Genomic DNA, 16,995 nt, shown 5'->3' with positions numbered 1-16,995 from the left:
CGCGAACGCGGCGATCTCCGCTGCCGTCGCCAGTCGGCCGAGCGCTGAACCCACATCACCAATCTGATGGCCAAAACCGGGACCACCAACCGCGTGCAACTGGCGGTCCTCGGCGTGTGCGTCCGGTGAAATTGGCTGGACAGGGCTGAGAGGCTCGAAAGGTGAACATTGTTCCTGAGTTTTTCGCTGAGCACCTTGCCAGGAATGAGGGGCATGAGGCGCGGGACTTCCTGGACCGGCTGCCCGGGCTGGCCGAGGAATACCTGCGCCGGTGGCAACTGAGCCTCGACGGTCCCGCGATGCACGGTTACGCCGCCCTGGTGCTGCCTGCCACCAGGGCCGACGGCACCGCGGTCGTGCTGAAACTGAGCCTCATGACGCCGGAGACCCGCGACGAACCGCTCGCGCTCGCCGCCTGGAACGGCGTGGGCGCGGTGCGACTGCTGGACAGCGAGCCCGAGCGCGGTGTCCTGCTGCTCGAGCGCCTCGATCCGACCCGGTCGCTGCTGACCGAACCGATCGACGAGGCCGTGCGGATCGCCACCGCCCTGCTGCGCCGCCTCGCGATTCCCGCCCCGTCCGGTCTCAGCCGCGACCTGCGGCACGAGGCCGAGCGATACGCCGCCGAACTCCCCGAGGACTGGGCGCGCCTCGGCGAGCCGTTCCCGCGCAAGCTGCTGGACGCGGCCGTCGATACATGTAATCAATTGGGCCCCAACGCAGCCCGGCTGCTGGCCAACGAGGACCTGCACTACGAGAACGTGCTCGGCGGGACACGCGAGCCCTGGCTGGTGATCGATCCCCAACCCCTCATCGGGGACCCCGAATTCACCACCCTGTCGCTGATCTGGAACCGCCGAACCGAGTCATCGCTCGACGATCGGTTCGCCGCGATCGTCGACGGCGCAGGCCTCGACGCCGATCGCGCCAGAGCGTGGACACTCGTTCGCGCCCTGCGCAATTGGCTGGACTTCCTGGACGACGACGATCTCGACGACGACGGCTACGTCGCGGTGCAGGACATCGCGCCGTGGGCACTGCGCTGAGTCTGCTTGCTATGCGGCGAAATTGGGCTCGACGAACCGTTCGACCAGCGCCCGCTCCGTGGCGGGATCGGGTACGGGCCAAAACAACAGTGACAGCACCACCCGGACGATCCACTGGCCTGCGGCGGGGCCGGCGGTGGCGATTCCGGTGAGCGCGAGGACGGTCTCCACCTGACCTCGCGCACGAATCATCAACTCGCGCACTGAATTGCCGGCAACTTCATGCGCGGCGCCACAACTCGTGCGCGGGGTCAGTGTGGGTGCTGGGCAGCGTATCGCGCGCGTTCGAGTGCGCGCCGCCGCGTGCGTTCCGGGCTCTCCAGGTCGGCGGGGAGTCCGTGCTTGGCCAGGCGATGGGCGCGGTTCATCGGCATGAAGGCCGCTGTGTAGAACAGTGCGAGGAGCACGGCGAGCAGCACCATCGCACCGCGTAACCACAGCTCGCCGGGGAACAGCAGGAAGACGACGAACAGCGGGGTGAACGGGATCATGCCGCGCACGATGTGCCTGCTGGTCGCGTGCTTGCCGGCCAGGTCGTTGCGCACCCAGTCGGTCATCGAATCGGGCAGGCGGCGACCGAAGGCGTAGCCGATCCACTGGATCGGGTTGGGGCGCCGTGATTTTCGGGTCATGCGCAATCTCCTGACGGGTGTTGCGAAGTGGGTTAGACCGACAGGGACCTGCGTGCGGCCTCGTTGACGCGCGTGAGCACCTCGCGCAGTTCCTCCAGATCGGCGAGGGTGACGCCGAGCCGCTCGACCACCGCGGGCGGGATCCGCTCGGCCTGCTTGCGCATCGCGACACCGGCCGGTGTCAGGTTCACCACCAGGTTCCGTTCGTCCCGGCTGTCCCGCTCGCGAGTGATCAGCCCGGCACTCTCCAACCGCTTGAGCAGCGGCGACAGCGTCGGCGAATCCAGCTGGATCGCCTCGGCGATCGCTTTCACCGACATCGGCGCCTCGCCCCACAGCGCGAGCATCACCAGATACTGCGGGTGGGTGAGCCCGAGCGGTTCCAGCAGCGGCCGGTAAACGCCGAGCACCGCGCGATTGGCCACCGCCAGCGCGAAGCACACCTGCCGGTCGAGCTGCAGCGGATCGTCCATGTGTGTCTCCTGTCGAACTGCCTTCAATGTTAACGCACAAACAATTAGTGCATGAAGTATATGCGCGACATCACGTCGGAGAAGCGTGGTTCCGGCACGGGTGATCATTAGTTTGAGACCTATGCAGAACGACACAGGCCGCATCCGCGAGCTCGACGCCGTGCGTGGATTCGCCCTGTGCGGAATTCTGGTGGTCAACATCTGGCAGGTCACTGACATGGCCGAGGTGCGCGCACCCGGCGAAATGGTCCCGCTGCGACACCTGCTCTCGGTCCTGTTCGAAGGCCGCTTCTTCCCGATCTTCTCGTTCCTGTTCGGCCTGAGCTTCGCGCTGTTCCTGGACCGCGCGGCGCAACGCAGTGATCGCCCGCGCCTCATCCTTGTCCGCCGCCTCATCGCACTCGGCGTCCTCGGCCTCATCCACCACCAGTTCCAACCCGGCGAAGCACTACTGCCCTACGCGCTGGTCGGCTTGGTGGTCCTGCTACCCGCAACGAGCCTGCCGCGCTTGGCAATTCTGGTCGCCGGCCTCGCCGCCACGATCGGTGTCGCACTAACCCTCGGCGGCGGCCTCGCTCTCGTACCGGGCCTGTTCCTCCTCGGCTTGGCCGCCGACCGCTACGGCATCGCCGACACCCTCGACGAACGCACCTGGCAACTCACCGCCGTCTTCGTCCTAGCCCTGCCCGCCGCAGTACTGACAGCAATGTGGGAATACCGCACCCCCTACTTGGACCTCCTGGTCAGCACCGCACCCCCGATCGCAGGCTTACTCGGCGCGCTCGCCTACTCAACCGGCCTACTGCTCATCTTGCGCACCGAAACCGGCGCCGTCCTCTCAGAGGTACTCGAACCAATGGGCCGAATGGCCCTGACCAACTACATCTCCGCAACCGCCCTGATCCTCCTGGCCGAACCCCACCTACACCTCGCCGGCACCGACAAGTACGGCCTACTCCTAGCCCTGGCTGCTGCCATCATCGCCATCCAAGCGATCACCAGCTGGGCCTGGCTGAAGCTGTTCCATTACGGCCCCCTCGAATGGCTCTGGCGCTGCATCACCTGGTGGGAACTCGTCCCCGCCCGCCGAGTGCCGGAACCGGTTCGGTATCGGTGACGTAGGTCAGCCGAGCTTCACGGGCAGCGTGAACGGTCCGCGATGCCGGAAGCCCGAGCGCCACTCGATGTCCCGTTCGTCGACGGTTAGTGAGGTGCCTGGCCAGCGGGTGAAGATGTGGTCGAGGGCTGTGGCGGTCAGGGTGTGGACCAGGGCGTTGCCCAGGCAGGCGTGTAGGCCGTAGCCCAGGCCGAGTTGGGCGTGGGGGGCGCGGGTGAGGTCCAAATCGTCGGGGCAGTCGAAGATTTCGGGGTCGTGGTTTGCTGAGGCCAGACACAGGAGGACGGTTTGTCCGGTGCGGATGGTCTGGCCGCCGATGGTCAGGTCGGTGATGGCGAAGCGTGGGCTCGCGAGGACCTGTGGCGACAGGTAGCGCAGCAATTCGTCCACTGCGGCATGCTTTTCCGTCGAGGTGCGCAGGATGTGCAGCTGATCGGGGCGGCCGAGCAGAGTCAGTACCGATCCGGCGACCAGGTCGACGAGGACCTCGTACCAGACGAAGAGTAGATAGAACAGCAGACCGGCGAGCTCGTCGGCGGAAGGGGATCCGGTGTCGTCGTGCGCGGCGACGAGTCTGCCGAGCAGTGTGTCGGCGCGTGTTGCTCGCGCCTGTTCCGTTGTCGCGCTGATGATGGCGAGCATGGTGGACAGGGTGTCTCTGGCGCGCGGGGGAGTGGCCGAGGCGAGCAGCGTCGAAGTGGCCCAGCCGAGCAGACTTTCGCGTTCGGCCTCGGCCAAGCCGAGTAGTTCGCCGAGTACGGCGGCGGGGAGTGGGACGGCCAGTCGCTCGACGAGGTCGACCTCGGTGCCCGAATCCAACTCTTGGAGAAACGAATCAACCAACTCCGGGGCACGGCGTGCCCATTCGTCCAACCGTCGCGGCGAGAGTTCGCTTGTCACGAATCGGCGCAAGCGCACGTGGTCGGCAGGCTCGGTGACCACGAATGCGAGCACTGACGGCGGGACCGTGAATCCCCGATAGTCCTCGACACCTGCCCGGTGAATATTGGTCGACAGCCGGTCGTCCAGCAACCCCGCGCGCACATCGCGATACCTGGTTACCAGCCACGCGGGCGGCCCATCCGGCGTCTGCACCCGGTGCACCCCGCCGTCGGCCCGTAGCCGCTCGAGCGTCGGCCACGGATCTGCCGCGAACCCGGCACCGAATACGTCCGTCACCCGATCATCATCTCGCATTGCGCGGCAAGACTTCTCGACGGTCCGGCGCCGGCCGGTCCGCTACTGATCGGCAATCGCGAGGGCTACCGTACGGCGCGGCGGGCTGGTAACTTCGGCCCGGCATCGCAGACTGGACGGTCATGGACCAGTTGGTGCTGATGTTTGTCATCTTGTTTGCCGCGATTTTCGCTGAGCCGCTCGGGAAGCGGCTCGGGGTTGCGTCGGCGGTGTTGATGACGGTGTTCGGGTGTGTGGTCGCGCTGGTTCCGTTCGCGCCGCGGATCGATATTCCGCCCGATCTGATTCTGCCGCTGGTGTTGCCGCCGCTGCTGTACGCGGCGTCGCGGCGGACCTCGTGGCGGCAGTTCGCGGAGAACTGGGGCTTGATCGCTTTGCGTGCCTTCGGACTGGTGATCGCGACGGCTGCGGCGGTGGCCGCCGTGTTTCATGCCTGGTACCCGGCGTTGCCGATCGCGGCCGCAATCGCGCTGGGCGCGTTGGTCGCACCGCCTGATCCGGTCGCGGCGACCGCGTTGGCGGGCAGTCTCGGCTTACCGCGCCGACTGGTGGTGGTGCTGGGTGGCGAGGGGCTGTTCAACGACGTAACAGCCATCGTCATCTACGGTGTCGCGGTCCAAGCCGTGGTCACCGGCAAGTTCTCCGCGCCGCGCGCCGCCGCGGAATTCGTCACCTCGGCGGTGGTCGCGATCGCCGTCGGGCTGGTGCTCGGCTGGGCGGGCAGCCGGTTGACCAACTATCTCGCGGAGGCGACCTGGCAGGTGGCGCTGAGCCTGCTGTTGCCGTTCGCCGCCTACGGTCTCGCCGAGGCGTGGCACGGGTCCGGCGTGCTCGCCGTGCTGGTCTGCGCGTTGTATCTGACCGACGCCGTCACCGAGTTCGCCGACTCGGACTACCGGCTGGTCGGCGCCTCGTTCTGGGACATCATCGAAATGCTGTTGAGCGGCTTCGCCTTCGGCCTCATCGGCCTGGAGCTCGGCGCGGTACTCGATGCGACGGGCCACGATTGGCCGAAACTGCTCGGCGGCGCGGCCGCGGTGGTCGCCGTCGTGGTCGCGCTCCGCCTGGTCTGGCTCCTCACCACCTGGGCGATCGGCCGAGCCTGGTGGCCCAACGCGGATGAGCCCTACACCTGGCGGGAGACGGTCGTCACCTGGTGGGCCGGGATGCGCGGCGTCGCGACTGTCGCACTGGCACTGGCCATTCCATTCGTCACCGACGATGGCAAGGACTTCCCCGGACGCACCGAAATCCTGTTCACGGCGTTCGTGGTCGTCCTGTTCACCCTGCTGCTGCAGGGACCGACGCTCCCGCTCGTCGTCCGGCTCACCGGCGTGCACGCGGACACCCAGAAGGAGCGCGAACTCGAACGTCAGCTGTGGGAGCGGGTAATCAAGGCGGAGATGGCCCGGCTGAAAGAGATTGCCGCCGAACAAGATCTACCCGACGACGTCTACGAGCGACTCCGCGACGGCTTCCGTCAACGCATGACGCGCGCCGACCCGCAGGCCGCGGACGCTGATGCCAAGTCGGAAGCCGCCCGAAACGTCAAACTGGCCAAGAGGTTACGCGGCATCCGCGAGGACGTTGTCGAAGCGGGTCGCCGCGAAGCCCTCAACGCCCGCCGCGAACCCGGCATGCCGCCGGACCTCGTCGACCGGGTGACCAGACGCCTGGATCTCGGCAGGCGCTGAGCCACGGTCAGTGAGTTGGCCAGGCGGACAACAAGATCAGCTGGCCGCTACGCCGGTGTTGCGGATCGCCTCGAGCACCTCGTTATAGGTGAGGTCGGAGTTGACCGTGGCGGACTCGGACGGCACGTTGATGTCGACGTAATCGACGCCGTTGACGCCGCGCAGCGTGGACTCGATGGCGGAGGCGGACTCGTGGGTGACGTTGGGCAAGGAGAAGGTGTACGAACTCATGACCATCGAATAGACCGATCCGGCGGGCGTAAACGCCGACGAACAGTCGAGTTCGATTCCCTACGTTTGGTTGTCGTGTCCCCGGGAATAGCCGGGATGTCATACAACTCGACACAACAGGATTGTCATGATCATCATCATCGGGCTCGTCGTCTTGATCGCAGCAGTGATCGTCGGAGTCGCCGGCGTGGTGGCGAACAACGGCGAAACCAACTTCCTACCCAGTGATTTCGCCGTTTTCGACTACCACTTCCACGGCTCCAGCGGTTTGCTGTTCGGCTACGGCATCGTCCTCGGCGCCATCGGCACGGCGGGCCTCGCCCTCCTGCTGACCGGTGTCTGGCGTGTCTCCCGCCGCAGCATGGCGGCACGTCGCGAGCTCAGGCAATCCCGCCGCGAAATGGCGGCGGTCCGGCGCGATCTGGCGGGCGGCACACCGCCGGTCCGCAAGGAGCCCGTACCGCAGCCGCACCGCGAACCCGTCTGGAGTCGGTTCGTGCGCCGTCCGGCCACGGCTCCCGCGGGTGACACACCGCGCGCCGCAAGCACGCCCCGCGTGCAGGCGTCGGCGTCGAAATAGTCATCGAGAAAAGGAAATACGACCATGATTGTTCTCGGACTTGTCCTCCTCATCGCGGGGTGGCTGCTCGGAATCGGATTGCTCACCACCGCAGGCATCATCATCCTCGTCATCGGCCTCGTGCTGATGGTCGCCGGATCGGTGGGCCGCCCGGTCGGTGGTCGGCGCTGGTATTACTAGGTGCCGATCATGACCAAGTTCGAAGACAGAATCGCGCACCAGGTGCAAGCCGCCAGGGGCAATGCGAAGAAATACCTCGGCCGGGCGACGGGAAATCGCCGCCTGGAATCCGAGGGACGTCGAGAACAGGCCAGCGGCAACGTGAAACGCGCCGCGGACAAACTACGGGCCGCGTTCAAGCGCTGACCTGATGGCCGGTGTCAGCCGAGGGGTATCCAAGCCCCTCGGCTGACACCGGCCATGACGCTGTCGACGCGTCCTGCCACCGTTCTGATCCGGCTGACGGCCTCAGCCGCGGAAGGCCGCGATCAGCGTGTTCGTCAGAGTGTCCAGGTAGTCGGGCCTGGTCGGCCGGCCCCCCATCAGCTGCCGCCAGAACAGCGGGGCGATGCACAGGTCCAAGGCGAGCTCGATATCCAGGTCCGCCGGGAGTTCGCTCCGATCGATCCCGCGCCGCAGCAACTGCCCGACCTTCTCGCGCCGGCTGTGCCCGACGGCCTGTAGTGCGTCGGCGACCGCAGCCGTGCGGATGCCCTCGGCCAGCAGATCGGGGATGATCCGCGCGGCCAGCGGATGGCTGAATCCGTCTGCGGTCACCTCGAGAAATGCCCGCAGATCACCTTTCAGCGACCCGGTGTCAGGCACCTCGGCAGCCGCGACGGCGACCTGCTCGACGAGCGCGAGCACCATCTGTTCCTTGGTCGCCCATCGTCGATACAACGTCGGCTTGCTGACGCCCGCGCGCCGCGCGATCCCCTCCATCGTCAGCTTGCCGTAGCCGACCTCGGCCAGCTCGGTGAACGCCGCGCTGGTGATCGCGGTGGTGACCTGCGGCTGCATCACCGCGGCCCCGGCGGGGACGCGCTTGCGGTCGGGGAGAGCGTCTGTCATGCCCACATCCTAACAACGTCGATACGGTTGCGTTTCGGCGTCGATCGTCGTACCGTTCTTCTCGTACGACGAAACGCAACCGTATCGACGCTAAGGGCGAGGTAGAGCCATGAAATTCCTCTTCGACGACGAGTCCTTCGATTTCGAGGCACTGCGCGCGGCGGGCTTCGCCGGTTACGGCGGCGCCGAGCTGGGCGAGGTGCTGGCCACCGCCAGCCGGATCACCGACGGCGACGAGGCGGCGTGGCTGCGCGAGTGGCGGGCCACCGCCGAGCGGGTGCACGCGATCGGCACCGACTGCCTGGCGAAGGGGCGCAGGGTCAGCGCCCGCCAGGCCCTACTGCGTGCTTCGAACTACTACCGCACCGCCGAGTTCTACCGCCGCGACAACCCGGCCGAAGACCCCGAGGCCCGCGACCTTTCCAACCGCTCGCGCGAAACATTCGCGCAGGCAGCGGAATTGTTCGACACCCCGGTGCGCTCGGTGTCGATTCCCTTCCAGGAGACCACCCTGCCCGGCTACCTCTTTCTCGTCGACGATTCCGGCACGCCGCGGCCGACGGTGATCTTCAACAGCGGCTTCGACTCGACTCTGGAGGAGGCCTGGTTCGTGCTGGCCGCCGCCGCGGTCGAGCGCGGCTATCACGTACTCGCCTTCGACGGCCCCGGCCAGGGCGCGGCGATCCGGGAGCAGGGGCTGACCTTCCGACCCGACTGGGAGGCCGTCATCACCCCGGTGGTCGATTACGCGCTCAGCCTGCCGGAGGTGGATCCGGCGCGAATCGCGTTGTACGGCTACAGCCTCGGCGGCTACCTGGTCGCCCGCGCCGCCGCCTTCGAGGACCGGCTCGCCGCGCTGGTGCTCAACGATGGCCTCTTCGACTACCACGCGGGCAACATGAACGCGCTGCCCGAGTTCCTCGCCGAGTGGGTCGAAGCCGGCCGTGACGCCGAAGCGCTCCCGGTCATCGGACTGGTCATGGCGGTCAACACCACCGCTCGGTGGGCGCTGCGCAACGGCACCTGGACCTTCGGCGCCGACTCACCTGCCGACTACATTCGCAAGACCAAGCCGTACACCTTGGACGGCGTCGCGCACCAGATCAACTGCCCGACACTGGTTTTGGACGCCGAGAACGACCTGTTCTTCCGAGGTGAGGCGCAGCGCGTCTATGCGGCGCTCACCTGCGAGAAGGAGCTGATCGTCGGCACCAACGCCGAGGGCGCGGGCGCGCACTGCCACATGGGCGCGACGCTGCTGACCAACCAGCGGGTATTCGATTGGCTCGATGCCACTTTCGAAGCACAGCCGGTTGCGTGACGTCGATGTTCTCGGGATCTGATGGGCCGGAAACCCTTCCACCGCATCAGATCCCGGCGACATCCGCCAGTTGCCCGATGCCGTAGGTGACCGCCATGGCCAGCGCCCCGCCGATCACCACCCGCAGCACCGCCCGGCCGCGCTCGCTGCCGCCGAGGCGGGCGCTCACCGAACCGGTGACCGCCAACGCGACCAGCACCGCGGCGAAGGTGATCGGAATCCGCACCGAAACCGGGGGCAGCAGGATGGCGAGCAACGGCAGCAGCGCGCCGAGCGTGAACGACACCGCCGAGGAGAACGCCGCCTGCCACGGATTGGTCAGCTCATTGGGGTTGAGCCCCAGCTCGGCCTCGGCGTGCGCGGTGAACGCGTCGTGCGCGGTGAGCTCCTCGGCGACCTTGCGTGCCGTGGCCGCGGACAGTCCCTTGCGCTCGTAGATGCCCGCCAACTCGGCCAATTCGAATTCCGGCTCGTCCCGCAGTTCGCGCTGTTCCTTCGCGAGCAGGGCCCGCTCGGAATCGCGCTGGGTGCTCACCGACACGTACTCGCCGACCGCCATCGAGATCGCGCCGGCCGACAGTCCGGCGATGCCCGCGGTGAAGATGGCGCTGGTGCTGGTCGTCGCCGCGGCGACGCCGACGACCAGCCCGGCCGTGGACACGATGCCGTCGTTGGCGCCGAGCACCCCGGCGCGCAACCAGTTCAGCTTGGACGCCAGCCCCTCGGTGTGGGGCTCGTGCGGGTGCGCGCCTGCGGGTTCGCTGGTCGTTTCGTCCATGAGGCGAAAGACTAAGCGAAGTTCGGCCGGCTAGCTGTGAGCCCGCTCAACATCCCGGCGACAGAAACGCCCGCAGGTATCCCGCCGACTGCCTGAGGTACATCCACGCCCAGAAGCGCAGCCCTGAATCGCTCGGGCTCGCCACCATGGTCAGCTCGCCGTCGAAGCATTTCGACACGATGTAGCGCGCCCGCGACACATGCGGGGTGTAGGTCACCACGATGATGTGATGCCAGCCGAATTGCTGCGCCCGCCGCCGGATTTCGTGCGCCTCGCCCTCGGTGGTCCACGGGTCGGGCACGAAACAGTTGACGGTGAAGTCGAATTTCCCCGCGCAGTACTTGTCCATCTCGTGGTCGTAGAGTCCGGTGGACCGCGAGATCAACAGCGTAGGAGCGTATCCGCGCTCGGCGAGGTCCAGCCCGACGTCGAACCGTTCGTAGGCGGTGCCGCCGAGCACCACGATGGCATCGGCCTTACGCAGCGGATCGGTTTGCGGATAGACGTACACCGGCAGACCCGCGAGCCCGATCAGCACGACCAGGCCGAGCAGGGCTCCGAAGAAGATTCCAGCTCGCCGCAGCCCGGTCACCAGCCCGACGATACCGAAAGCCCGGCGGAATACTGACGCGCCTTGGTATGTTCCATTCCATGGAATGGATCTTGCCGACACTGATGTGGCTGATATCGGTATCGTCTGGATGCAAAGCATGACATGGAATGGAGTGTTCAGTGGCGGAAGCGCGCCTGGTCGAACTGTTCGACCAACTGGTGCGGGTGGAAATCCTGCTGTGGAACGCCGTCGAGCGGCGGCTGCGCGATGACCATGCGATGCCGCTGCCCTGGTTCGAGATGATGCGGGTCGCCGACCGGCTCGGCGGGGCGCGGGTGCGAGATATCGCCGACGCGATGACCATCACCGAGGGCGGGGCCAGCAAGGTCGTCGACCGGGTGCAGGCCGCGGGGCACGCGGAACGGCAGCGCGACCCCGCCGACGGTCGTTCCTCGCGAATCACCTTGACGCGCAGTGGCGAACGCCTGCTGCGTGCGGCAACGGCCACCGTCGAGGCCGAACTCGCCGAGCGGATCGGCGCGGTGCTCGGCACCGATTCCGTGGACCGGCTCGACGCCACCCTGCGGCTGCTCCGCACCGCCAACCTGTCCGCCGCACCGGCGGCGGAGCTCGAGAAGGAGTGATCGAATGTCCGCGATTCCCACCACCATGCGGGCCGTAGTGCTGGACGGTCCAGGTCCACTGGAGGCCCTGCGGATAAGGGAGCTACCTGTCCCGAAACCACGGCCAGGGGAGGTGCTCATCCGGGTAAAGGCGTTCGGCCTCAACAGGTCCGAACTACACACCAGACTCGGTCTGGCGGAAGGCGTTACCTTCCCCCGAGTACCCGGCATCGAGGCGACCGGCGTCGTAGTCGACTGTCCCACTGGCGAATTCGAGATCGGGCAGCAGGTCGTCGCGATGATGGGCGGCATGGGCCGCACCTTCGACGGCGGCTACGCCGAGTACACCTGCGTCCCCGCGGCCCAGGTCATCCCGTTCGCCAGCGCACTGGACTGGTCCACCCTCGGCGCGGTCCCGGAGATGCTGCAGACCGCCTACGGTTCGCTGACCATCGGGCTCGACGGCCGACCGGGCCAGTCGATCCTGATCCGCGGCGGGACCTCCTCGGTCGGCGCGGCCACCGCGATCCTCGCCAAACAGCGCGACATGACCGTCTTCGCGACCACGCGGAATCCGGCGAAAGCCGATGCGCTGAAACAACTCGGTGTCGACCACGTGCTGATCGACACCGGCACGGTCGCCGACCAGGTCCGCCGCATCAGCCCCGCCGGCGTCGACACCGCCCTCGAACTCGTCGGCACCCCGACCCTGCCGGATACCCTGCGCGCCACCAGAATCCAGGGCGTCGTCTGCTTCACCGGCATGTTGTCCAACGAGTGGATCGTCGAGAACTTCTATCCCCTCGGCTACCTCCCGCAGGGCGTCCGTCTCACCGCCTACGGCGGCGACGCGAGTGACCTGCCCGCCGACGTCCTGCAGGACTTCCTCGACGCGGCCGCCGACGGACGGATCACCATCCCCATCGACCGCGTCTTCACTCTCGACCAGATCCAGGAAGCTCACGGCTACATGGAATCCGGCGGCGCGACCGGCAAACTCGTCGTCGCGCTCTGAGCATCGGTGTCCCAGTTGATTCGGTAGTCGAACATCCAACTCAACGGGGCGACACCGGTTTTGGCGGCCTTCTTCAGGAAGTAGGGAGTGAGCAGGCGGACGAGCAGCCTGCCGAACCCGTTGGACGCCTTGTCGCCGCTGGTCTCCGCGCCGTGCTGAACGACACGTTCGACCCGGTCGCGGCGGCGGGCCTCGTACTCCGCCAACGCGGCGGCGGTATCGGGGAGGTCGCGCAGGCAGATCGCCAGTGTCACCGCGTCTTCCACCGCGATCGAGACACCCTGACCGGACGAGGAGGCCACGGCGTGCGCGGCGTCGCCGACGATGACCATGTTGTCGTTGTGCCAGGTGCGCACCGAGGGCATGTCGTACTGGTTGAAGCCGGGCACGAAGGTGTGCTCCGGTGTCGCACCGACGATGCGGGCGGCCGGGGTGTTGTCGACCAGCAGTAGTTCGACGAGCTGATCACGCCACTGCGATACCGTCGTGCTCGCGGATTCCTCGCGCGAAAGTTCGCTTGCCCGTGGCACATTGGCGAACCACCAGATCTCGCCGTCCGGCGCGACCAGGTAGCCGAAGAACGCCTTCTTGCCGAAGATCATGCTGTAGACGCCGGGCCGGAGCCCGAGTTCGGCGTACAGGGCCCGGTTGGTGACGAATCCGCCGAGCCCGTAGATGCCGAGGTAGTGCGCCTCCGGTGCCGACGGATCGATGATTTCCCGTGTCCGGGAGCGGATTCCGTCGGCGCCGATCAGCACGTCGGCGTCGATCGTGCTGCCGTCGGCGAACCGGGCGTTGACCCCGCCGCCGACGGTCGGCGTCGCGTCGACCAGGCGCTTGCCATACTCGTAGCGCACGCCGCGCCGCGCCGCCTCGGCATTGAGTGCGCGATACAGGTCGCGCCGCTTGACGCTGTGCGTGGTGGTGCCGTCGGGCAGCGTGCCGCCGATCGGCATGTCCACGATGTGCTTGCCACCGCTGGTCGAGAAGGACAGCGTGCCGGTCGGATGTCCCGTTTCCGTCACGACGCGTTCGGCATCCAGCAGCGACAGCGCCGACAGCCCGTTCACCGCGACCGTCAGGTACGCGCCGATCTGCTCGGCCGCCGCCTCCTGGTAGGCCTCGCAGACGATCGGCTCCAGCCCCGCCTGCTGCAGTGCCATCGCCGTGACCGGCCCGGCGATCCCGCCGCCGATGATCAACGTCTTCTTCATGGTGTGCCTCCGAAACCCTGCTGCCCATTTGATGTATCTTGATAATCAAGACATAAGTAATTTGACTGTCAAGAGGCTTGAATGTCAAGAGAAAACTTGGAAACCCTACGTGAGCAGGTGGGACGCGAATCGCAGGCCCTGCAGGCCGCGGTCGACGCGGTCGACTCGGCCGCCGCCACCGTTCTCGGTGTCAATCGCACCGACCTGAGCTGCCTGGAAATTCTGCTGGAAGGTGATTCGACGCCGAGTGCGCTCGCGACCGCACTCGGCCTGACCAGCGGCAGCGTGACCACCATGCTGGATCGCCTCGCCAAGCTCGGCTACGTCGTCCGTCATCCCGAACCGGGGGATCGGCGCAAAGTCCTGGTCCGGATCACCCCGGCGGCCGCCGCGAAGGCCTGGGAGATCTACGGCCCTATCGCCGAGGAGGGCGCGGCCGACGTGGCGCGCTATACCGCCGACGAGCTGGAGCTCGTGCTGGACTTCCTGCGTCGCTCCCGCGAACTGCAAGAACGCCATCGCGGCCGGATCGCCGCGCTGCCCAAAGGATTTCGACGCTGACGATTCACCAGCGGTCGCTCCGCGATGTCGATATCATCACCTGTACAAAGGAATCCGATCTGTCGCACCGGCGATGGGTGCCGGAACGGGTCCGCGCAACGCCTCACGCACCCCTCGAGCGCGAGGGGCGCGGACCCGACCGATCGGTATCAAACCTGATTGATCGCTGTGACCTCGATGGTCGCCATCGGTAGCTGCTTCGAGATTCGGCTCCTGCGGATATGCTCGGGGCTCGAGACCAAGCTGCATTCGCCGGGGGCAAGGGGGGTGGGGAGATGTCGATGAGATGACCGCCGCACAACCATCACTGGCACCGACTCCACCGTCATCGTTCGAGCCGGGGGCGACCTGATATGAGCCTTCGACGATGGTCGGCAAGGTCCGCGCGTGCCCGCTTGCGTGCCTTGGTCGAGGATCTGGACCAGGGCCTGCTGGAGAAGCGGCGTTCGATGGCGAGCGCGACGGGAACCGAATACTTCGACTGGACGGTCGAGGATCTCTTCGCCGAGGTGGAACGCATTCGGGGCCGGCGGATCCTGCGATTGCCGTTGCCGGTAGCCGTGCCGCCGGGCTTGTGCGGATTGTGGCTGGCAGCCCCCGACTACGACGTCATCCTGCTGCAAGATCCGGACGATCTGCACGTCGTCGTCCATGAGCTCGGTCATATGTTGCTGGAACACGGTCAGGATTCCTCGGCCACCGAACTGGTGAGCATGCTCGCTGGTGTCGACCTCGGTCCGCACGACCCGGGCATGATCCGCAGCGCGCGCGGAGCGAGTGGTTACCGCAGGAGCGAAGAGTATTACGCGGAGCTGCTGGCGACGATGGTCCTGCCGATGACTCGCCGCAGCGACGAACGGCGCCGGGTCCCCTTGTTGAAGCTGTTCTGACTGGATGTGGCCCGAGCAATCTCCCACCTGGATCAGCTTCTCGGCGACCGTGTTCATCGTCGTTATCGCGTCGAGCCGAATTCTGTTGGTGCGCCACGCCTCACACGAGGATCACCTGATGAACATGTGGGCGTCGATCACTGCTGCCGGGGTGCTGCTGCGTGAACCCACCATCGCCCGCCACCTGGAAGGCTGGGTACCCGGGGGACTACCAACCCTCTTCGATATCTGGCATTGGACAACGGTCGCCTCGTGGGTGTGCGGACTGGGTCTGTTCCTCCGCTACGAATATGGGCCCGTCCGATACCGCACCGGGTTCCGAGCAGCGATCGCCTTCGCGGTCGCCGTCGGCGTGGCCTTCCTGGTCCTGAGTGCTCCGGCACGATCGGAGGGGATCTCGATCGCCGATCACGGCGGCTGGCGCTACGGGGTCTACGTGGGGTTGTGCTGGGCTCTGCCGATGGTGGTGGCGCCCTACATGGGTCGACGCATGGCCACCCTGATGCGCCATACGACGACTCGATACGAACGCGCTGCGGTAATCATCGTCGCCATTGCCGCTGTCGTCAGCGGGCTTCCCATGGCAGCGCTGCCCTTCTTCGCCGGGCTGGGCGCGGCGGGGGTGGATACTGAATTCGCCCGTCACGGCTACCAACTCACCAGCGACTGGTTCGCCTCCGGTGAGCCACAGCTGTACATCGGTGCGCTGATCTTCGCCGCGTTCATCTATCCCTCGGTACGAGCGGGGGCCCAGCTGATCCGATTGCGGCAGCTGCGTCCGCTGTGGCGCGAGCTGACCGATGCCGCACCGGAGGCGGTGCTGGTGCTGCGATGGAACGATCGCTGGAACACCGGACCGGCGGAACGGCTCAATCGCAGGCGCATCGAGATCCGCGACGCGGTGAAAATCGTTGCCAGATATACCGAGCCGCTGCCGGTCGCCGTCGAAGAACTGATCGCGACCACCATCGACAAAGGCGAGCAGAAAGGCATGCGTGAGGCCGTCGCGCTGGTCATCGCGGCCCACCTACTCGGCAGCGGCGACAGCGGATCGGTCACGCCGCTGAACGGCACCCGGCCCCAAGTGCCTGATGTCGAAGTGTTGCTTCGGCTTTGGACGCCCGCGCAATCGCTGCTTCATAAGCGGACGGACGAGAACGTCAGCGGCTGACCGTAGCGATCGGCACCCGAACTCCGTGGACGACGGCGGGCACCGTTTGCTCGACGTCGTTGGGTGCATCCCCTCCGCGCACCCCTTCAACGTCTTCAGCCGCCGTCAGGCTCTCCCGCCACCAATGTGTCTTCCTTCCAGGGTGTGAGCGACGTCGACTGCCGCGTGGACGTCTACTGGAAGCTAAATAGAATTTTTGTTTAATGTCAATAGAAGTTTCGTAAGCCCACTGTCATGCCCATCGCCGGGCTAACGCAGGTTTACCTGTCGAACGATAGAATTAAATAGAACAAAAATGGAATAGCTGTGGTGAGGTCCGGTTCCCGGTAGGATCACCTTTCATGGATGAGGAGAACCTGCGGAAGCGGGAGAAGTACCTGCGGAAGCGATTCGGCGAGCGGGTGTTCCACCTCCGTAAACAGGTGCTCGGCCTCACCATGGACGCCGTCAGCGAACGTGACGGTCTCTCGCCGCAACGACAGGTAACCCTCGAGGACGGCAGCGGCCCCAACCCGACGTCGGCCTCGTTCGCGAAGATCGAAAAGTCGCTGCAGCTCAAGTCCGGCACGGCGCGAGAGTCGTTCTTCGGCGATACGGACCTCGTCCGGATCGGCGAACCGGTGTACACCGCGCAAGAGGTAGCGGACCTACTCGAAACCCAACGCGCCTCGATCGAGCTCCAGCAGGTGCTGACCGCGAAAGGTTTGACCAACTGGGCCGCGAGGGGACTGACCGCCGGTGGCGGTGGCGGGCTCACACTGAGCTACGACGCCATCATCGAGCTCACCGAGACACTCAGAAAGCTCCCGGACCCTCGGCGAGAATAGT

At 66.4% G+C, this 16,995-nt stretch carries 22 protein-coding genes; 13 read left to right on the top strand and 9 right to left on the bottom strand.

Annotation, left to right across the window (positions count from 1 at the left end; translation table 11 throughout):
• Positions 1-161 precede the first annotated feature (161 nt).
• Positions 162-1,046 (top strand): aminoglycoside phosphotransferase family protein, encoded by an 885-nt coding sequence (locus ACFWF1_RS35170; protein ID WP_379289655.1) that lies wholly within the window; start codon positions 162-164, stop codon positions 1,044-1,046.
• A 9-nt stretch (positions 1,047-1,055) separates the two neighbouring features.
• Here the strand turns inward: ACFWF1_RS35170 and ACFWF1_RS35165 are convergent, their stop codons facing one another.
• The 3 genes from ACFWF1_RS35165 to ACFWF1_RS35155 are packed head-to-tail and all read right to left on the bottom strand — an operon-like array spanning position 1,056 to position 2,151.
• Positions 1,056-1,238 (bottom strand): hypothetical protein, encoded by a 183-nt coding sequence (locus ACFWF1_RS35165; protein WP_379289657.1) that lies wholly within the window; start codon positions 1,236-1,238, stop codon positions 1,056-1,058.
• Positions 1,239-1,297: 59 nt separating this feature from the next.
• Entirely contained in the window at positions 1,298-1,678 is a 381-nt protein-coding gene (locus tag ACFWF1_RS35160; protein ID WP_379289658.1) for a DUF5313 family protein, read from the bottom strand.
• A gap of 32 nt (positions 1,679-1,710) precedes the next feature.
• Positions 1,711-2,151 carry a MarR family winged helix-turn-helix transcriptional regulator gene (locus ACFWF1_RS35155; protein WP_379289660.1) on the bottom strand — a complete coding sequence of 147 codons (441 nt, stop codon included), beginning with the start codon at positions 2,149-2,151 and terminating at the stop codon, positions 1,711-1,713.
• Positions 2,152-2,272: 121 nt separating this feature from the next.
• On the opposite strand from ACFWF1_RS35155, the gene ACFWF1_RS35150 reads away from it, so the two are divergent.
• Positions 2,273-3,268, top strand: coding sequence for a DUF418 domain-containing protein (locus ACFWF1_RS35150; protein ID WP_379289662.1), 996 nt, complete (start codon positions 2,273-2,275; stop codon positions 3,266-3,268).
• A gap of 6 nt (positions 3,269-3,274) precedes the next feature.
• Here ACFWF1_RS35150 and ACFWF1_RS35145 read toward each other — a convergent pair whose 3' ends face one another.
• Positions 3,275-4,447 carry a cytochrome P450 gene (locus tag ACFWF1_RS35145; RefSeq protein WP_379289664.1) on the bottom strand — a complete coding sequence of 391 codons (1,173 nt, stop codon included), beginning with the start codon at positions 4,445-4,447 and terminating at the stop codon, positions 3,275-3,277.
• Between the two features lie 140 nt (positions 4,448-4,587).
• Between ACFWF1_RS35145 and ACFWF1_RS35140 the strand changes: the two genes are divergently transcribed.
• Positions 4,588-6,159, top strand: coding sequence for a Na+/H+ antiporter (locus ACFWF1_RS35140; RefSeq protein ID WP_379289666.1), 1,572 nt, complete (start codon positions 4,588-4,590; stop codon positions 6,157-6,159).
• Positions 6,160-6,195: 36 nt separating this feature from the next.
• On the opposite strand, the gene ACFWF1_RS35135 is transcribed toward ACFWF1_RS35140, so the two are convergent.
• On the bottom strand, positions 6,196-6,390 hold the full coding sequence (locus ACFWF1_RS35135; RefSeq protein ID WP_357390705.1) for a heavy metal-associated domain-containing protein: 195 nt from the start codon (positions 6,388-6,390) through the stop codon (positions 6,196-6,198).
• A gap of 127 nt (positions 6,391-6,517) precedes the next feature.
• Between ACFWF1_RS35135 and ACFWF1_RS35130 the strand changes: the two genes are divergently transcribed.
• The 3 genes from ACFWF1_RS35130 to ACFWF1_RS35120 are packed head-to-tail and all read left to right on the top strand — an operon-like array spanning position 6,518 to position 7,336.
• Complete coding sequence (locus tag ACFWF1_RS35130) at positions 6,518-6,970, top strand: hypothetical protein (RefSeq protein WP_379289668.1); 453 nt, start codon at positions 6,518-6,520, stop codon at positions 6,968-6,970.
• 24 nt (positions 6,971-6,994) lie between these two features.
• Positions 6,995-7,150, top strand: coding sequence for a DUF6131 family protein (locus ACFWF1_RS35125; RefSeq protein WP_379289670.1), 156 nt, complete (start codon positions 6,995-6,997; stop codon positions 7,148-7,150).
• A gap of 9 nt (positions 7,151-7,159) precedes the next feature.
• Positions 7,160-7,336, top strand: coding sequence for a CsbD family protein (locus ACFWF1_RS35120; RefSeq protein WP_379289672.1), 177 nt, complete (start codon positions 7,160-7,162; stop codon positions 7,334-7,336).
• 102 nt (positions 7,337-7,438) lie between these two features.
• On the opposite strand, the gene ACFWF1_RS35115 is transcribed toward ACFWF1_RS35120, so the two are convergent.
• Positions 7,439-8,041 carry a TetR/AcrR family transcriptional regulator gene (locus tag ACFWF1_RS35115; protein WP_379289674.1) on the bottom strand — a complete coding sequence of 201 codons (603 nt, stop codon included), beginning with the start codon at positions 8,039-8,041 and terminating at the stop codon, positions 7,439-7,441.
• Between the two features lie 109 nt (positions 8,042-8,150).
• On the opposite strand from ACFWF1_RS35115, the gene ACFWF1_RS35110 reads away from it, so the two are divergent.
• A complete protein-coding gene (locus ACFWF1_RS35110) occupies positions 8,151-9,362 on the top strand; it encodes an alpha/beta hydrolase family protein (RefSeq protein ID WP_379289676.1) in 1,212 nt (403 codons plus the stop codon).
• A gap of 46 nt (positions 9,363-9,408) precedes the next feature.
• On the opposite strand, the gene ACFWF1_RS35105 is transcribed toward ACFWF1_RS35110, so the two are convergent.
• Both ACFWF1_RS35105 and ACFWF1_RS35100 read right to left on the bottom strand, forming a co-directional pair.
• Positions 9,409-10,140, bottom strand: coding sequence for a VIT family protein (locus tag ACFWF1_RS35105; RefSeq protein ID WP_379289678.1), 732 nt, complete (start codon positions 10,138-10,140; stop codon positions 9,409-9,411).
• A 46-nt stretch (positions 10,141-10,186) separates the two neighbouring features.
• Positions 10,187-10,723 carry a YdcF family protein gene (locus ACFWF1_RS35100; protein ID WP_379289797.1) on the bottom strand — a complete coding sequence of 179 codons (537 nt, stop codon included), beginning with the start codon at positions 10,721-10,723 and terminating at the stop codon, positions 10,187-10,189.
• Positions 10,724-10,872: 149 nt separating this feature from the next.
• Here ACFWF1_RS35100 and ACFWF1_RS35095 point away from each other — a divergent pair, with 149 nt between their 5' ends.
• Positions 10,873-11,337 (top strand): MarR family winged helix-turn-helix transcriptional regulator, encoded by a 465-nt coding sequence (locus ACFWF1_RS35095; RefSeq protein ID WP_379289680.1) that lies wholly within the window; start codon positions 10,873-10,875, stop codon positions 11,335-11,337.
• Between the two features lie 4 nt (positions 11,338-11,341).
• The gene (locus tag ACFWF1_RS35090; protein WP_379289682.1) at positions 11,342-12,331 is read left to right on the top strand and encodes a zinc-binding alcohol dehydrogenase family protein; all 990 of its coding nucleotides are present in this window, start codon (positions 11,342-11,344) and stop codon (positions 12,329-12,331) included.
• Here ACFWF1_RS35090 and ACFWF1_RS35085 read toward each other — a convergent pair.
• Entirely contained in the window at positions 12,283-13,545 is a 1,263-nt protein-coding gene (locus ACFWF1_RS35085; protein ID WP_379289684.1) for an FAD-dependent oxidoreductase, read from the bottom strand. The two genes, ACFWF1_RS35090 and ACFWF1_RS35085, sit on opposite strands and share 49 nt — an antisense overlap.
• 81 nt (positions 13,546-13,626) lie before the next feature.
• On the opposite strand from ACFWF1_RS35085, the gene ACFWF1_RS35080 reads away from it, so the two are divergent.
• The 4 genes from ACFWF1_RS35080 to ACFWF1_RS35065 all read left to right on the top strand — a co-directional run bounded on the left by ACFWF1_RS35080 (position 13,627) and on the right by ACFWF1_RS35065 (position 16,994).
• Positions 13,627-14,106 (top strand): MarR family winged helix-turn-helix transcriptional regulator, encoded by a 480-nt coding sequence (locus ACFWF1_RS35080; protein ID WP_379289686.1) that lies wholly within the window; start codon positions 13,627-13,629, stop codon positions 14,104-14,106.
• Between the two features lie 353 nt (positions 14,107-14,459).
• Positions 14,460-14,996: a hypothetical protein gene (locus tag ACFWF1_RS35075; protein ID WP_379289688.1), complete on the top strand. Its 537-nt coding sequence runs from the start codon at positions 14,460-14,462 to the stop codon at positions 14,994-14,996.
• Between the two features lie 4 nt (positions 14,997-15,000).
• On the top strand, positions 15,001-16,167 hold the full coding sequence (locus ACFWF1_RS35070) for a DUF6545 domain-containing protein (protein ID WP_379289689.1): 1,167 nt from the start codon (positions 15,001-15,003) through the stop codon (positions 16,165-16,167).
• A 341-nt stretch (positions 16,168-16,508) separates the two neighbouring features.
• Entirely contained in the window at positions 16,509-16,994 is a 486-nt protein-coding gene (locus tag ACFWF1_RS35065; RefSeq protein WP_379289691.1) for a hypothetical protein, read from the top strand.
• Position 16,995: the final 1 nt, after the last annotated feature.

It is taken from the genome of Nocardia sp. NPDC060255 (assembly GCF_042727395.1).
Classification (GTDB): domain Bacteria; phylum Actinomycetota; class Actinomycetes; order Mycobacteriales; family Mycobacteriaceae; genus Nocardia.
This window is presented reverse-complemented; position numbering and strand designations above follow the sequence as displayed.

Excerpts from the sequence above, each read along its gene's own strand:
- ACFWF1_RS35075 (WP_379289688.1), top strand. The coding sequence starts at position 14,460 with ATGAGCCTTCGACGATGGTCGGCAAGGTCCGCGCGTGCCCGCTTGCGT.
- ACFWF1_RS35105 (WP_379289678.1), bottom strand. The coding sequence starts at position 10,140 with ATGGACGAAACGACCAGCGAACCCGCAGGCGCGCACCCGCACGAGCCC.
- ACFWF1_RS35085 (WP_379289684.1), bottom strand. The coding sequence starts at position 13,545 with ATGAAGAAGACGTTGATCATCGGCGGCGGGATCGCCGGGCCGGTCACG.
- ACFWF1_RS35115 (WP_379289674.1), bottom strand. The coding sequence starts at position 8,041 with ATGACAGACGCTCTCCCCGACCGCAAGCGCGTCCCCGCCGGGGCCGCG.
- ACFWF1_RS35140 (WP_379289666.1), top strand. The coding sequence starts at position 4,588 with ATGGACCAGTTGGTGCTGATGTTTGTCATCTTGTTTGCCGCGATTTTC.
- ACFWF1_RS35110 (WP_379289676.1), top strand. The coding sequence starts at position 8,151 with ATGAAATTCCTCTTCGACGACGAGTCCTTCGATTTCGAGGCACTGCGC.
- ACFWF1_RS35160 (WP_379289658.1), bottom strand. The coding sequence starts at position 1,678 with ATGACCCGAAAATCACGGCGCCCCAACCCGATCCAGTGGATCGGCTAC.
- ACFWF1_RS35155 (WP_379289660.1), bottom strand. The coding sequence starts at position 2,151 with ATGGACGATCCGCTGCAGCTCGACCGGCAGGTGTGCTTCGCGCTGGCG.
- ACFWF1_RS35120 (WP_379289672.1), top strand. The coding sequence starts at position 7,160 with ATGACCAAGTTCGAAGACAGAATCGCGCACCAGGTGCAAGCCGCCAGG.
- ACFWF1_RS35070 (WP_379289689.1), top strand. The coding sequence starts at position 15,001 with ATGTGGCCCGAGCAATCTCCCACCTGGATCAGCTTCTCGGCGACCGTG.
- ACFWF1_RS35165 (WP_379289657.1), bottom strand. The coding sequence starts at position 1,238 with ATGATTCGTGCGCGAGGTCAGGTGGAGACCGTCCTCGCGCTCACCGGA.
- ACFWF1_RS35130 (WP_379289668.1), top strand. The coding sequence starts at position 6,518 with ATGATCATCATCATCGGGCTCGTCGTCTTGATCGCAGCAGTGATCGTC.
- ACFWF1_RS35125 (WP_379289670.1), top strand. The coding sequence starts at position 6,995 with ATGATTGTTCTCGGACTTGTCCTCCTCATCGCGGGGTGGCTGCTCGGA.
- ACFWF1_RS35065 (WP_379289691.1), top strand. The coding sequence starts at position 16,509 with ATGGATGAGGAGAACCTGCGGAAGCGGGAGAAGTACCTGCGGAAGCGA.
- ACFWF1_RS35135 (WP_357390705.1), bottom strand. The coding sequence starts at position 6,390 with ATGAGTTCGTACACCTTCTCCTTGCCCAACGTCACCCACGAGTCCGCC.
- ACFWF1_RS35090 (WP_379289682.1), top strand. The coding sequence starts at position 11,342 with ATGTCCGCGATTCCCACCACCATGCGGGCCGTAGTGCTGGACGGTCCA.
- ACFWF1_RS35150 (WP_379289662.1), top strand. The coding sequence starts at position 2,273 with ATGCAGAACGACACAGGCCGCATCCGCGAGCTCGACGCCGTGCGTGGA.
- ACFWF1_RS35080 (WP_379289686.1), top strand. The coding sequence starts at position 13,627 with ATGTCAAGAGAAAACTTGGAAACCCTACGTGAGCAGGTGGGACGCGAA.